The organism is Streptomyces sp. NPDC044063, from assembly GCF_056434285.1.
The window spans coordinates 120831-137800 of the sequence record NZ_JBWKFM010000002.1 but is presented as its reverse complement, the minus strand read 5'-3'; the positions used below and the strand labels follow the sequence as shown (position 1 = coordinate 137800).

The following is a 16970-nucleotide window of genomic DNA, read 5'->3' as shown; positions in this document are numbered from 1 at the left end:
GTCAGATCCCGAGTTCGTTGTCGATGAACGCGAAGATGTCGTCGTCGGTCGCGGAGTCGAGCTTCTGCGCGACCGTCGCGCCGTCGGCCGCGTCCCGCGCGTCCTGTGTTGTGTTGAGCTTCGTCAGGAATTCCTTGAGGCGGGCCGTGACGCGGGAGCGCGCGACGTCGTCCTCGGTGATTCCGGAGAGCAGCGATTCCAGCCGGTCGAGCTCGGCGAACGCCGTGAGCACGGTCGTCTCGCCGTCGTCGGAGCCGAGGAGTTCGGCCCCGAGGTGGGTGGCCAGCGCGCTGGCCGTGGGGTGGTCGAAGACCAGGGTGGCGGGCAGCCGGAGACCGGTGACCGTGTTCATGCGGTTGCGGAACTCGACGGCGGTCAGCGAGTCGAAGCCGAGCTCGCTGAACGCCCGCGCCGCCTCGACGTCCTCGCGGCTGTCGTAGCCGAGGACGGCCGCGACCTGCCCGCGCACGAGGTCGAGGAGCTCCTGCGCCCGCTCGTCCGCGTCGAGGCCCTGGAGGCGCCGCACGAGCTCCTCGGCCGTGCCGGAGGCGTCGGCGCCGGCGGCCCGCCGGACGGGCACCCGCACCAGGCCGCGCAGCAGCGGCGGCACCGGACGTCCCGTCTCCTGGGCCGAAGCGCGCAGGGCGGCCAGGTTGAGCGCGACGGGCACCAGCAGCGGCTCGCCGGCGGCCAGCGCCGCGTCGAACAGCTCCCGGCCCTGATCGGCGGTGAGGGCTCCCATCCCGGAACGGGAGATCCGCCGGCTCCCGGCGCCCCCGAGGGTCTCGCCCATGCCGCCCGTCTCCGCCCACAGGCCCCAGGCGAGCGAGGTCGCCGGGAGGCCGTGCGCGTGCCGGTGATGTGCCAGCGCGTCCAGGAAGCCGTTCGCCGCCGCGTAGTTCGCCTGGCCCGCGTTGCCGAAGACACCGGCGGCGGAGGAGAACAGCACGAACGCCGACAGGTCCAGGTGCCGGGTCAGCTCGTGGAGGTTCCACGCCGCGTCGGCCTTCGGCCGCAGCACGGCGCTCACCCGCTCGGGGCTGAGCGACTCCACCACACCGTCGTCGAGGACGCCGGCGAGATGGACGACACCGGTCAGCGGACGGTCCGCGGGGACCGTGGCGAGCAGCTCGGACAGCGCCTTGCGGTCCGCCACGTCGCAGGCCGCCAGCGTCACCTCGGCACCCGCCGCGACGAGTTCCGCGCGCAGCGCCTCGGCACCGGGCGCCTCCGCGCCCCGCCGGCCGGCCAGCAGCAGGTGGCGCACGCCGTACGCGTCCACCAGGTGACGGGCGAAGAGCGCGCCCAGACCACCGGTGGCGCCGGTGACCAGGACGGTCCCCTCGGCATCGAACACGGGCGTCGCCGGGGCGGTTCCGTCCGCGGCCGCCGCGACACGGGCCAGCCGGGGCGCGTGCGGCGCACCCGCCCGCAGGGCGAGCTCAGGCTCGTCCAGGGCGAGCGCCGCGCCGAGCCGTGCGGACGAGGCCGGGTCGTCGTCGAGGTCCAGCAGGACGAAGGAGCCGGGGTTCTCGGTCTGCGCGGAGCGCACGAGGCCCCACGCCGCCGCCTGCGCGGGATCCACGTCACCGTCGGCGTCGCCCACGGCGACCGCGCCACGGGTCACCACGGCCAGCCGCGAACCGGCGAACCGCTCGTCGCCGAGCCACTCCCGCACCAGCGCGAGCGTCCAGGCCGTGGCCGCGTGCGCCGCCTCGGCCGGGTCGGACAGCGCGTCGGACGGGAGGAACGCGAGGACGGTGCCGGGCACCTCGTCGATGTCCGCCAGGCCGGCGTACGTCTCCACGGTGCCGCCGAAGCCTTCCGGCAGCGTGCCGACCGCGACGAACCGGGTGGCCGGCTCCGCGGTGGCGAGGCGCGGCTCGGTCCAGTCGATCCGGTAGAGCGAGTCCTGGTGTTCCCGCCGCGCGCCCTTCAGCTGCTCGGCCGAGACGGGGCGTACGGCCAGCGCCTCGACGGACGCGACGGGAGCGCCGGTACCGTCCGCGATCCGCAGGGACACCGCGTCGCCCCCGGCCGCGGCGAGCCGCACGCGCAGTCGCGCGGCACCCGTCGCGTGCAGGGAGACACCGTTCCAGGAGAACGGCAGAACCGGTTCCCCGTCGCCCGCCACCAGGCCGCCGAGGCCGATGGCGTGGAGCGCGGAGTCCAGCAGGGCCGGGTGGAGAGCGAAGGACGCGGTCGCGCCCTCGGTGTTCTCCGTGTCCGTCAGATCGCCGAGGAACGCCACCTCGGCGAAGACCTCGCCGTCACGGCGCCAGGCGGCCCTGAGCCCCTGGAACACCGGACCGTAGCCGAGACCGATCCCGGCCAGCCCCGCGTACAGCCCGTCCAGACCGACCGGCTCGGCGCCGGCCGGCGGCCAGGCCGCCAGGTCGAAGTCCGCCTCGCGGGTCTCCGGAGCCAGCACACCGGTCGCGTGCCGGATCCAGACGGCGGACGCGAGGTCCGGGTCGACCGGGTCCGGGCCCGCGTCCGAGGCGCCCTCGTCCCGCGAGTACATCTCCAGGGTCCGCCGCCCGGCCTCGCCGGAGGCACCGACCACGACCTGGAGCTGAACGGCACCCGACTCCGGCAGCACCAGCGGCGCCTCCATAGTCAGCTCGTCGAGCAGCCCGCAGCCGACCTGGTCGCCCGCCTGGACGGCCAGCTCGACGAACGCCGTGCCCGGCAGCAGCACCACGTCCGAGAACGAGTGCTCCGCCAGCCAGGGGTGGGTGCGCAGCGACAGCCGCCCGGTGAGCAGCAGACCGTCCGAACCGGGCAGCGGCACGGCGGCCCCGAGGAGCGGGTGGTCGGCCGCCACGAGCCCCAGCCCGGCGGCGTCCCCGGCCTGCGGGGCGGCCTGCGGCCAGTAGTGACGCTGCTGGAAGGCGTAGGTGGGCAGGTCGACGCGGCGAGCACCGTACGGGGCGAAGAAGGCCGTCCAGTCGACGGACACGCCGTGGGCGTGCAGCCGGCCCAGGGCCTCGACGAGGGTGCGCTGCTCGTCGCGGTCCTTACGGAGGGCCGGGACGAAGACGGCGGCGTCGGCGAAGTCGCCCATGGCGGAGAGGACGGCGTCGGGGCCGAGCTCCAGGAAGGTACGGGCGCCCTGGTTCTCCAGAGAACCGACGATGTCGGCGAAGCGGACGGCGTCGCGGACGTGGTCGACCCAGTAGGAGGGGGAGGTGATGTCGCCGGAGGCGACGACGACGGGGATGGACGGGGCGGAGAAGACCAGACCCTCGACCACCTGGCGGAAGTCGTCCAGCATCGGGTCCATCAGCGGCGAGTGGAACGCGTGCGAGACACGAAGACGCTTGGTCTTCACACCGTCGGCGGCCAGGGCCTCGGCGATCTCGGCAACGGCAGTCTCGGCACCCGAGATGACCACGGACAGCGGCCCGTTGACAGCAGCGATACCGACCTCGGCCTCGCGGCCGGCGAGAAGCGGCAGGACCGTTTCCTCGGCGGCCTGGACGGAGACCATCGCACCGCCGGTCGGCAGGGCCTGCATCAGGCGGCCGCGAGCGGCCACCATGCGTGCCGCGTCGGCCAGGGACAACACCCCGGCCACATGAGCAGCAGCGATCTCACCGACCGAGTGACCACCGAGGAAGTCCGGACGCACACCCCACGACTCGACCAGACGGAACAGCGCCACCTCGACCGCGAACAACGCGGCCTGCGTGAACTCGGTCCGGTCCAGCGCCTCGCCCTCCTCGTCGATCACCTCGACGAGCGAACGGTCCAGGTGGACGTCGAGCTCGGCACAGACAGCGGCAAACGCCTCGGCGAACACCGGGAACGCGGCGCGCAGTTCACGCCCCATCCCGATCCGCTGCGAGCCCTGACCGGTGAAGAGCACCGCCAGGCGTCCCTCGGACACCGCCGCGCCGTTCGTACCGTCGACGACGGACTCCAGGCCGCGCAGCAGTTCCTCACGGTCCGCACCGGTCGCCACCGCGCGGTACTCGTGTGCCGCGCGCGAGGTCGCCAGCGAGAACGCCACGTCAGTCGTGGTCAGCTCGGGCCGCTCGGCCACGAACGTCCGCAGCCGCTCCGCCTGGTCCCGCAGCGCACCGGCCGTACGGCCCGACAGCACCCACGGCACCACGCCACCGTCGACGGACGGCGCGGGCTCAGCACCCTCGAGCGCGGGCGCCTGCTCCAGGATCACGTGCGCGTTCGTACCGCTGATGCCGAACGAGGAGACGCCCGCACGCCGCGGCCTGTCGGCCGCCGGCCAGCTCGTGTTCTCGGCGAGCAGGGATACGGCGCCCGCCTCCCAGTCGACCTGCCGCGAGGGCCGGCCGGCGTGGAGGGTCTGCGGGAGGACGCCCTCCCGCATGGCCATCACCATCTTGATGATGCCGGCGACACCGGCGGCGGCCTGGGTGTGACCGATGTTGGACTTGATCGAGCCGAGGTACAGCGGGCGGTCCTCGGAGTGCTCCTGGCCGTACGTGGCCAGCAGCGCCTGCGCCTCGATCGGGTCACCGAGAGTCGTACCCGTACCGTGCGCCTCCACCGCGTCCACGTCCGCCGCCGACAGGCCTGCCGAGGCGAGCGCGGCGCGGATGACGCGCTGCTGGGACGGACCGTTGGGAGCGGTCAGACCGTTCGACGCACCGTCCTGGTTGATCGCCGAGCCACGGACGACCGCCAGCACCGGGTGACCGTTCCGACGCGCGTCCGACAGCCGCTCGACGAGCAGCATGCCGACGCCCTCGGACCAGCCCGTACCGTCCGCCGAGTCCGCGAAGGACTTGCAGCGGCCGTCAGGGGCGAGGCCGCGCTGCCGGCTGAAGCCGACGAACGTACCGGGGGTGGCCATCACCGTCACACCGCCGGCCAGCGCCATCTCGCACTCGCCGTTGCGCAGGGCCTGCATCGCCCAGTGCAGGGCGACCAGCGACGACGAGCACGCCGTGTCGACCGTGACCGCGGGGCCTTCGAGCCCGAACGAGTACGCGACGCGTCCGGACGCGATGCTCGCCGAGCTGCCCGTACCGACGAACCCTTCGGCGCTGTCGATGGCCTGCCCCACCACCTCCGCGTAGTCGTGGTACATGACGCCGGTGAAGACGCCGGTGCGGCTGCCCCGGGCGGAGGCGGGGTCGATGCCCGCGCGCTCGAACGCCTCCCAGGTGGTCTGGAGGAGCAGGCGCTGCTGCGGGTCCATCGCGACGGCCTCGCGGGGCGAGATGTCGAAGAACGACGGGTCGAACTCGCCCGCGCCGTGCAGGAATCCGCCTTCACGGGTGTACGTGGTCCCGTGGTGGTCGGGGTCCGGGTGGTAGAGGCCCTCCACATCCCACCCGCGGTTCTCCGGGAAGCGGGTGATGCCGTCGGTCCCGGTGGCGACGAGGCGCCACAGGTCCTCGGGCGAGGAGACGTCGCCGGGGTAGCGGCAGGCCATGCCCACGATCGCGATCGGCTCGTCGTCGGCGGCGGCGGTCCTGGTCGCGGTGGTGGCGACGGGCAGCGCGTCGGTCCCGAAGACCTCCGTGTGCAGGAACTCCGCGAGGGCGGACGGGTTGGGGTAGTCGAAGATCAGGGTGGCGGGCAGGCGCATGCCGGTGGCCGCGCCGAGCCTGTTGCGGAGCTCGACGGCCGTCAGCGAGTCGAATCCGGTCTCGCTGAAGGCGCGGGCGGGCTCCACGTCCGCCGGGCCCGCGTGCCCGAGGACGGCGGCCACGTGGGTACGGACCAGGTCGAGGAGCGCGCGCTCCCGCTCGGCCGTGCCCAGCCCCGCCAGCTGCCGCGTCAGCGCACCGGCGTCGCCGGAGGCCGCACCGGCCGTGCGCCGCGCCGTGGTGCGGATCAGACCGCGCAGGAGGGCGGGCACGGACCCGGCCGCGGAACGCGCGCCGAACTCGGAGGTGTCGAAGCGCATCGGCACCAGGGCCGCAGCGCCGGTGGCCACACCGGCGTCGAAGAGGGCGAGGCCCTCGTCCGCCGCCAGCCCCACCAGACCGGAACGGTTCAGGCGCGTCCTGTCGGCGTCACCGAGCGAACCGGCCATGCCGTCGGCGTCGGCCCACAGACCCCACGCGAGGGAGGTCGCGGGCAGACCGGCCGAGCGGCGGTACTGGGCGAGCCCGTCCAGGTAGGAGTTGGCGGCGGCGTAGTTGGCCTGGCCCGCGTTACCGAAGACACCGGCGGCGGAGGAGAACAGCACGAACGCCGACAGGTCGAGGCCCTCGGTCAGCTCGTGGAGGTTCCAGGCCGCCACGGCCTTCGGACGGAGAACGGTGTCGAGACGCTCGGGGGTGAGGGATTCGACGACACCGTCGTCCAGAACACCGGCCGCGTGAACAACCGCGGTGACCGGGTACTCGGCCAGAAGCGCGGCGAGCGCGTCGCGATCGGCGACATCACAGGCGACGACCGCCGCGTCGGCTCCAAGACCGGCGAGCTCGTCACGCAGCTCGGCCGCGCCCGGTGCGTCCAGGCCGCGACGGCTCGTCAGCACCAGGCTACGAACGCCGTGCTCCGTCACGAGGTGGCGGGCTACGAGGCCGCCGAGGCTGCCCGTCGCACCCGTGATCAGGACCGGACCGTCACCCCAGACCGGGGCCGCATCGGTCGTCGAAGCGGCCCGGGCCAGACGCGGCGCGTGTGCCGCACCCTCGCGGAGCGCAAGCTGCGGCTCGTCCAGGGCGAGGACGGCGGCCAGTGCCTCGTACGAAGCCTCGGTGCCGTCGACATCGACGAGGACGAAGCGGCCCGGGTTCTCGGACTGCGCCGAGCGCACCAGACCCCACACAGCAGCCTGAGCCACATCGGAGACCACATCACCGGTACCGGTGGTGACAGCGCCCCGCGTCACCACGACCAGACGCGAGGAAGCGAAACGCTCCTCCTCCAACCACGACCGCACCAGACCCAGGGCCTGACCGGCGACGTCCCCGACACTCAACTGACCAGGAGCGAAGGCGAACACCACATCCGCCGACTCCACGGACTCCACACCAGCGAACGACGCGAAACGATCCGCCAACCCAGCAGGCACCACACCCACAGCAGCAACCACGGACACGTCACCGGACTCAGCGGGAATCGCCACCGCCGGCCACTCGACCTGGAACAGCGAGCCATCACGGCCGTCACGCGCACCAGCCAGCCGGTCCGCGGACACGGCCCGCAGCACCAGGGAGCCCACGGAGGCGACGGGAGAACCGGCACCGTCGGCCACGGCGAGGCATACGCCGTCACCGGAGCGCGAGACCTTCACCCGCAGAGCCGAGGCGCCGGAAGCGTGCAGGGCCACGTCACTGAACGCGAACGGCAGACGCACCTCGTCGGACTGCTCAAGGAAGCGGCCCAGACCGATCGCGTGCAGGGCGGAGTCCAGCAGCGCCGGGTGGAGACCGAACGCGGAGGCGTCAGTGTTCTCGGGCAGCGACACCTCGGCGAACACGTCCTCGCCGACACGCCAGGCCTTGCCCAGGCCCTGGAACACCGGACCGTACTCCAGCCCGCCCTCGGCCAGAGCCTCGTACAGACCGTCGGTGTCGACCGATTCGGCGCCGGCGGGCGGCCACTCGGCAAGGCTGTAGTCGGCGACAGGGGCGTCGGCGGCCAGGACACCCGTGGCGTGGCGTGCCCAGGGGTCGTCGCTCAGGGCGTCCTCGGCACGCGAGAACACCTCCACCGCACGCCGCCCGTCGTCCGCCGGCTCACCGACGGAGACACGCAGCTGGACCGCACCACGCTCGGCGAGAACCAGCGGAACTTCGAGCGTCAGCTCCTCCAGCAGACCAGAACCCACCTGGTCGCCGGCGCGGACCGCCAGCTCGACGAAGGCCGTGCCCGGCAGCAGCACCACACCACCGACGGCGTGGTCCGCGAGCCACGGGTGGGTGCTCAGCGACAGCCGACCGGAGAACAGGTACCCGTCCGAATCGGGCAGAGCGACCGCCGCGCCCAGCAGCGGATGGTCCGTCGCGCCCAGACCGGCGGAGGCGACATCGCCGACGACCGATGCCACATCGTCCAGCCAGTAGCGCTCGTGCTGGAAGGCGTACGTGGGCAGGTCGACCCGGCGGGGGCCGTACGGGGCGAGGAAGGCCTGCCAGTCGACGGTCACACCACGGGTGTGGAGACGACCCAGGGCGTCGACGACCGTGCGCTCCTCGTCACGGTCCTTGCGCAGGACCGTGACGAAGACACCGCTCTCGTCCTCGGCGAGGCAGCCCGGGCCCATGGCGGACAGGACGGCGTCGGGGCCGAGTTCGAGGTAGGTACGGACGCCCTGGTTCTCCAGAGAACCGACGATGTCGGCGAAGCGGACGGCATCGCGGACGTGGTCGACCCAGTAGGCAGGAGACGTCACGTCACCGGAGGCGACGACGGGGAGGGAGGCCGGCGCGAACGAGAGAGACTCGACGACCTGGCGGAAGTCCTCCAGCATCGGGTCCATCAGCGGCGAGTGGAAGGCGTGCGAGACCCGCAGACGCTTGGTCTTGACGCCGTCGGCGGCCAGGGCCTCGGCGACCTCCAGAACCGCTGCCTCGGCACCCGAGATGACCACGGACAGCGGCCCGTTGACAGCAGCGATACCAACCTCGTCCTCACGACCGGCGAGAAGCGGCAGCACCGTTTCTTCCGACGCCTGGAGCGACACCATCGCGCCACCGGCAGGCAGCGCCTGCATCAGACGACCCCGAGCCGCCACCAGCCGAGCAGCATCAGCCAGCGACAGCACACCAGCCACATGAGCCGCAGCAATCTCACCGACCGAGTGACCGGCCAGGAAGTCCGGACGCACACCCCACGACTCGACGAGACGGAACAGCGCCACCTCGACCGCGAACAGCGCGGCCTGCGTGTACTCCGTCCGGTCCAGAGCCTCGCCGTCCTCGTCGATCACCTCGACAAGCGGACGCTCCAGATGACCATCCAGCTCAGCGCACACAGCACCGAAGGCATCAGCAAAGGCCGGGAACGCATCCCGCAGCTCACGTCCCATCCCGATCCGCTGCGAGCCCTGACCCGTGAACAACACCGCCAGCTTCCCGCCGACAGCCTCGTCCCCACCGGCCAGCTCAGCCAGCCCCGCCAGCAGCTCCTCGCGGCTCGCGCCGCTCACCACCGCACGGTGCTCCCACGTCGCCCGCGACACCACCAGCGACGACGCGACATCCGCCACCCGCAGCCCAGGCCGCCCGGCCACGAAGGAACGCAGCCGCTCCGCCTGATCCCGCAGCGCGTCGGGCGTACGACCCGACAGCACCCACGGCACCACACAACCATCGACCGACGGCGACACGGGCTCGGCAGCCTCAGCGCCCTCGAGCGCGGGCGCCTGCTCCAGGATCACGTGCGCGTTCGTGCCACTGAAGCCGAACGACGACACACCCGCACGACGCGGCGCGCCCTCCGTCCGCTCCGGCCATGCCATGGCCTCCGTGAGCAGCTCGACCGCGCCCGCGGCCCAGTCGACGTGCGGCGTGGGCTCGTCCACGTGCAGGGTCTGCGGAAGCACACCCTCACGCATCGCCATCACCATCTTGATGACACCGCCGACACCTGCGGCGGCCTGCGCGTGGCCGATGTTGGACTTCAGCGAGCCCAGCCACACCGGCCGGCCGTCTTCGGGACGGTCCTGGCCGTACGTGGCCAGCAGCGCCTGGGCCTCGATCGGGTCACCCAGCGTCGTACCCGTACCGTGCGCCTCGACCGCGTCCACGTCCGCCGCCGACAGACCCGCCGACGCCAGCGCGGCACGGATCACCCGCTGCTGCGAGGGGCCGTTGGGCGCCGTCAGACCGTTCGACGCACCGTCCTGGTTGATCGCCGAGCCACGGACGACCGCCAGCACCTGGTGACCGTTCTTCCGCGCGTCCGACAGCCGCTCGACCACGAGCATGCCCACGCCCTCTGACCAGCCCGTGCCGTCCGCCGCACCGGCGAAGGCCTTGCAGCGGCCGTCGCGGGCGAGGCCCTGCTGACGGCTGAACTCGACGAAGGTGCCGGGGGTGGCGAGGACGGTCACGCCGCCCGCGAGCGCCAGGGAGCACTCGCCGTTACGCAGGGCCTGGACGGCCAGGTGGAGGGCGACCAGCGACGACGAGCACGCCGTGTCGACGGTCACCGCCGGGCCCTCCAGCCCGAGCGCGTAGGAGACGCGGCCCGACAGCACGGCCTGGGAGGTGCCGGTGCCGAGGAATCCCTCGACCTCCTCCGGGACGCCGGTCAGGCGCGAGCCGTAGTCGTGGTAGGTGACGCCCGCGTAGACGGCGGTGTCGCTGCCGTGGAGGGTGGTGGCGTCGATGCCGGCCCGCTCGAAGGCCTCCCAGCTGGTCTCCAGCAGCAGGCGCTGCTGGGGGTCCATGGCGATGGCCTCGCGCGGCGAGATGCCGAAGAACGCGGCGTCGAACTGCGCGGCGTCGTAGAGGAATCCGCCCTCACGGGTGTACGAGGTGCCGGGGCGCTTCGCCTCGGGGTCGTAGAGGTGGTCGAGGTCCCAGCCGCGGTCGCCGGGGAAGTCCGAGACGGCGTCGCCGGCCTCGACGACGAGGCGCCAGAGGTCCTCCGGGGAGCCGACGCCGCCGGGGAAGCGGCAGGCCATGCCGACGATGGCGATGGGCTCGTCGTCCACGCCCTGCCCGGCCGGGCGGACGGGACCGCTCGTCGCGGCGGGTGCCTGGTCGGCGTCGCCGACGAGTTCGGCGCGGAGGTACTCGGCGAGCGCCTTGGGCGTGGGGTAGTCGAAGACGAGGGTGACGGGCAGCCGCAGGCCGGTGGCGGCGTTGAGGCGGTTGCGGAGTTCGACGGCGGTCAGCGAGTCGAAGCCGAGTTCCTTGAAGGCGCGGCCGCCGTCGAGCAGGTCGGTGCCGGCGTGGCCGAGGACCGTGGCGACGTTGCCGCAGACCAGGTCCAGCAGGGTGCGCTCGCGGTCGGCGTGGCCGAGGGCGGCGAGGCGGTCGCGCAGGGTGTCGGCGGTGCCGCCGCTGTCGGATTCGACGGCTCGCCGCAGGGGGGTACGGACGAGGCCGCGCAACAGCGGCGGCACGCCGTCCGGGCCGGCTTGGGCCCGGAGTGCCTCGGTGTCCAGGTGCAGGGGGACGAGCACCGGGTCGGCGAGGCGGGCAGTGGTATCGAGGAGGGCCATGCCCTCTTCCGCGGTGAGCGCTTCGCCGCTGCGGACGATGCGCTCGATGTCGGCGTCGCCGAGGGCGCCGGTCATGGTGCTGGCGTCGGCCCACAGGCCCCAGGCGAGGGAGCTGGCGGGCAGGCCCAGGGACCGCCGGTGCCGGGCGAGGGCGTCCAGGAAGGCGTTGGCGGCGGCGTAGTTGGCCTGGCCGGGGTTGCCGAAGGTGCCGGCGGCGGAGGAGAAGAGGACGAAGTCGGTGAGGTCGAGGTCGCGGGTCAGCTCGTGGAGGTTCCACGCCGCGTCGGCCTTGGGCCGCAGCACGGTGTCGACGCGCTCGGGCGTGAGCGACTCGATGACGCCGTCGTCGAGGACACCGGCGATGTGGAAGACGCCGGTGAGCGGGTGCTCGTCCGGTACGGAGGCCAGCAGCTCGGCCAGCGCCTCGCGGTCGGCTGCGTCGCAGGCGGCCAGGGTGACGCTCGCGCCGAGGTCGGTGAGTTCGTCGCGGAGTTCGGCCGCGCCGGGCGCGTCGGCGCCCCGGCGGCTGGTGAGCAGCAGGTGGCGTACGCCGTGCTCGGTGACGAGGTGGCGGGCGACGAGGGCGCCCAGCGTTCCCGTGGCACCGGTGAGGAGCACCGTCCCGTCGGGGCGGCGGTCCTGCGGGATGGTGAGGACCATCTTGCCGACGTGCCGGGCCTGGCCGAGGTACCGGAAGGCCTCCAGGGCGTCGCGGACGTCCCAGTGGGTCAGGGGCAGGTGCTGGAAGCCGCCGGCCTCGAAGAGCGCGATGATCTCCAGGAGCATGTCCCGGATGCGGTCGGGGCCCGCCGCGTCGACGAGGTCGTAGGCGGTGTAGGCGACGCCCGGGTGCGCGGCGGCGACCTCCTCCGCGTCGCGGATGTCGGTCTTGCCCATCTCCAGGAAGCGGCCGCCGCGCGGCAGGAGTCGGAGCGAGGCGTCAACGAACTCGCGGGCGAGGGAGTCGAGGACGACGTCCATGCCCTGGCCGTCGGTGGCGTCGAGGAACTGCTGCTCGAAGTCGAGGGTGCGGGAGTTGGCGATGTGGGCGTCGTCCAGACCCAGGGCCCGCAGGGTGTCCCACTTGCCCGGGCTCGCCGTTCCGTACACCTCCGCGCCCAGGTGCTGGGCCAGCTGCACGGCGGCCATGCCGACACCACCGGCCGCCGCGTGGATCAGCACCTTCTCGTCGGCCCGGAGGCCGCCCAGGTCCATCAGGCCGTAGTAGGCGGTCAGGTAGATGACGGGGATCGCGGCGGCCTGGTGGAAGGTCCAGGAGTCGGGCATCGGGCCGATCATGCGGTGGTCGGCGACGGCCACCGGGCCGAAGGCGTTGCCGAAGAGGCCGAAGACGCGGTCGCCGGGCACGAACCGGTCGACGCCGGGACCCGTCTCGACGACGACGCCGGCCCCTTCGAGGCCCAGGGGGGACGCGCCCGGGTACATGCCGAGGGCGTTGAGGACGTCGCGGAAGTTGAGGCCGGCCGCGTGGACCGCGATGCGGACCTGGCCCTCCTCCAGCGGGACGTCCGCCTCGTCGCCCGGGATGAACCGGAGGTTCTCCAGGGTGCCCCGGCCGGTGGTGTCCAGGTGCCACGCCGCGGCGTCGGCCGGCGGCAGCAGGGTGGGGCGGTTCACCCGGGCGAGCCGGGCGGCGTGCGGCGTTCCGGCCCGCAGGGCGATCTGCGGCTCGTCGGTGGCGAGGGCCGCGCCCAGCGCCGCGTACGAGGCGGGGTCGTCGTCGAGGTCGACGAGCACGAACCGGTCGGGGTTCTCCGACTGCGCGGACCGCACCAGGCCCCAGACGGCGGCCTGGGCGGCGTCGGCGGACTCCTCGCCGCCGATGGCGAGCGCGCCCCGGGTGATCAGGACGAGCCGGGCGCCGGCGCAGCGCTCGTCGGCGAGCCACGCCTGTACGAGGTCCAGGGCGCGGTGCGTCGCGGCGCGTGCCGCCTCGGGGGCGGTGGGGAGGTCGGTACCGGCCGACGGTGCGGTGCCGGCCACGGCGACGAGCCCGGTGACCGGTCCGGCCGCGAGGAGGGCGGCCAGGTCGGTGTGGTGGACGGCGTCGACGCCGACCCGCCGCGCGAGGTCGTCGAGCCCGTCGCCGATGACGGACCAGGACACGCCGGACGTACCGGGCGTGCTCGTGGGGAGCGGCAGGACGGGCCAGTCGAGCCGGTAGAGGGACTCCAGGCGCGTGGAGCCGTCGCCGAGCGGCTGGGCGGCCACGGGGCGCAGGGCGAGCGACTCGACGGAGGCCACGGCGGCACCGGAGGTGTCGGCCGCGTCGATCGTCACGGAGTCCGCGCCGGCGGGCGCGATCCGGACGCGGAGGGCGCCGGCGCCGATGGCGTGGAGGGTGACCCCGGCCCACGAGAAGGGCAGGTGGGTGCGGTCGGTGTCGGTGACGAAGGAGCCGAGGCCGATGGCGTGCAGGGCGGCGTCGAGCAGCGCGGGGTGGAGCCCGAAGCCGTCGGTGTCCGTGCCGTCGGGCAGGGCGACCTCGGCGTAGACCGTGTCGTCGTGCCGCCACGCGGCGCGCAGCCCCCGGAACACCGGCCCGTAGCCGAGGCCGCCGGCGCCGAGTCGCTCGTAGAGGGCGTCGACGGAGTCGACGGGCTCCGCGCCGGCGGGCGGCCAGACGGAGAGGTCGGCGGCGGGGGCGCCCGTGCCGCCGGCGCCGAGGACGCCGGTGGCGTGACGGGCCCACGGCTCGTCGTCCGGGGCGTCCTCGGGGCGGGAGAAGACGTTCAGCGTACGGTGACCGGTCTCGTCCTCGGAGCCGACGGCGACCTGGAGCTGGACGCCACCGCTCGCGGGCAGGACCAGCGGTGCCGACAGGGTGAGGTCTTCGAGCCGGCCGCAGCCGACCTGGTCGCCGGCGCGGACGGCGAGTTCAAGGAACGCGGTACCGGGGAGGATCACCGTGCCGGAGACGGTGTGCTCGGCGAGCCAGGGGTGGCTGTCGAGGGAGAGCCGCCCGGTGAACAGGAAGCCGCCCGACTCGGGGAGCGGCACGGCCGCGCCCAGCAGGGGGTGGTCGGCCGAGCCGAGGCCGGCGGAGGTGACGTCACCGGTGCCCACGGTCGCCTTGGGCCAGTAGCGCTCGCGCTGGAACGCGTAGGTGGGCAGGTCGACGTGGGTGGCCCGGGGCTCGGCGACGAGGGTGTTCCAGTCGAGGGCGATGCCGCGGGTGTGGGCCTCGGCCAGCGAGGTCATGAACCGCTCCGGGCCGCCCTCGTCACGCCGCAGGGTGCCCAGCACCACCGCGTCCGTGCCCTCCAGGGTCTCCTGCACCGGAACCGTCAGCACCGGATGGGCACTGACCTCGATGAAGGCACCGAAGCCCTGCTGAGCCAGGGACGACACGGCGTCCGCGAGCTCGACCGTCTGACGCAGATTGCGGTACCAGTACGCGGCATCAGTGACCGCACCGGACAGCCACTCCCCCGTCACCGTCGAGAAGAACGGGGTCTGGGGAGCCAGCGGGGTGACCGGGGCGAGCTCGCTGAGCAGCCGCTCCTCGATCTCCTCGACGGCCGCCGAGTGCGACGCGTAGTCGACGGGGATACGACGGGCCCGGACGTTCTCCGCCTCGCAGTGCGCCATCAGCTCGTCAAGCGCCGACACCTCACCCGAAACGACCACCGACGACGGACCGTTCACGGCGGCGACGGACACACGACCGTCCCAGCGCGAGATCAGCTCCCGCGCCTCGGCCACGGACAGCGGTACGGACACCATGCCACCGCGGCCCGCGATCTCCAGCAGCGCACGCGACCGCAGCGCCACCACGCGCGCACCGTCCTCCAGGGACAGCGCACCGGCCACAACAGCAGCCGCGATCTCACCCTGCGAATGGCCCAGGACGGCCGACGGCACGACACCGTACGAACGCCAGACCTCGGCCAGGGAGACCATCACGGCCCACAGCGCGGGCTGGACGACATCCACCCGGTCGAAACCAGGAGCACCCTCGGCACCGCGCAGCACACCGGTCAACGACCAGTCCACGAACGGCTCCAGCGCACGCTCACACGCCGTCAACCGCTCCGCGAAAGCCTCGTTCGACTCCAGCAGACCGACAGCCATCCCCACCCACTGCGAACCCTGACCCGGGAACACGAAGGCGGTCTTCTCGACGGGGTCGGTGGTGACGCCGGTGACGAGTCCGGGGGTGGGCCGGCCGTCGGCCAGGGCTACGAGGAGCTCCTCGTAGCCGCTCCGGTCGGCGGCGAGGAGGACGGCGCGGTGCTCGAAGCGGGCGCGGCCGAGGGCGAGGGAGCGGCCGACCTCGTGCGTGGTGAGCGCGGGGTGGTGGCCGAGGTGGCCGAGGAGCTCCTTGGCCTGGGCGGCCAGGGCTCGTTCGCCGCGGCCGGAGAGCACCCACGGCACGACGGCTGGGGCGTCGGCGGCGTCGGCCGCCGGGGTGTCCGTCGTCGCCGGCTCGGGGGCCTGCTCGACGATGACGTGGGCGTTGGTGCCGCTGAAGCCGAAGGAGGAGACGCCGGCGCGGCGGGGCCGGCCGGTCTCCGGCCAGTGCCGGGAGGCGTCGAGGAGCCGGACGGCGCCCGCCGACCAGTCGACGTGCGTGGTGGGCTCGTCGGCGTGGAGGGTTCGCGGGAGGACACCCTCCCGCATGGCCATCACCATCTTGATGATGCCGCCGACACCGGCGGCGGCCTGGGTGTGGCCGATGTTGGACTTCAAGGAGCCCAGCCACAGGGGCTCGTCGTCGGCACGGTCCTGGCCGTAGGTGGCGAGCAGTGCCTGGGCCTCGATCGGGTCACCCAGGGAGGTGCCCGTGCCGTGCGCCTCGACGACGTCGACGTGCTCGGCGGAGATCCGGGCGTTGGCGAGCGCGGCACGGATGACGCGCTGCTGGGACGGGCCGTTGGGGGCGGTGAGGCCGTTGCTGGCGCCGTCCTGGTTGATGGCGGAGCCGCGGATGACGGCCAGGACCCGGTGGCCGTTCTTCCGCGCGTCCGACAGCCGCTCCAGGAGCAGCATGCCGACGCCCTCGGCCCAGCCGGTGCCGTCCGCGTTCACGGAGAACGCCTTGCAGCGGCCGTCCTTGGACAGGCCCTGCTGGCGGCTGAACTCGATGAACGTGCCGGGCGTCGCCATGACGGTGACGCCGCCCGCGAGCGCCATCTCGCACTCGCGGTTGCGCAGGGCCTGCGCCGCGAGGTGCAGCGCGACGAGGGAGGAGGAGCAGGCGGTGTCGACGGTGACGGCCGGGCCCTCCAGGCCGAGGGTGTAGGAGACCCGGCCGGAGGCCACACTTCCGGACGTACCGGTGCCGACGAAGCCGGCGTTGTCGGCGTCCTTGCCGACGAGGTCCACGTAGTCGTGGTACATGACGCCGGCGAAGACGCCGGTCCGGCTGCCACGCAGTCCGGCCGGGTCCACACCGGCGCGCTCGAACGCTTCCCAGGAGGCTTCCAGCAGCAGCCGCTGCTGCGGGTCCATCGCCAGCGCCTCGCGCGGCGAGATCCCGAAGAAGGCCGGGTCGAACTCCGTCGCGGAATCGTGGAGGAAGCCACCCTCCCGCGTGTACGACGTGCCGGGGGTCCGCGCCTCGGGATCGTAGAGGCGCTCGACGTCCCAGCCGCGGTCGGACGGGAATTCCGAGATGGCGTCCCGGCCTTCGGCGACCAGCTGCCAGAGGTCCTCCGGAGACCGCACGCCGCCCGGATAGCGGCACGCCATGCCGACGATCGCGATCGGCTCGCGTGACGCGGCGGTCAGCGCGCGGTTCTGCTCGCGGAGTCGTTCCTGCTCCTTGAGCGAAGCACGGAGGGCTTCAAGGACCTTCTCCTGGGAAGCAGCCATCAGAGCC

1 protein-coding gene is annotated in these 16970 nt (G+C 73.4%); it reads right to left on the bottom strand.

Going from position 1 to position 16970, the window contains the following annotated elements; genetic code table 11:
• Position 1 precedes the first annotated feature (1 nt).
• Positions 2–16966, bottom strand: a complete 16965-nt coding sequence (locus tag AC07BS_RS04325; RefSeq protein ID WP_478930329.1) for an SDR family NAD(P)-dependent oxidoreductase — start codon at positions 16964–16966, stop codon at positions 2–4.
• Between the last annotated feature and the right edge of the window lie 4 nt (positions 16967–16970).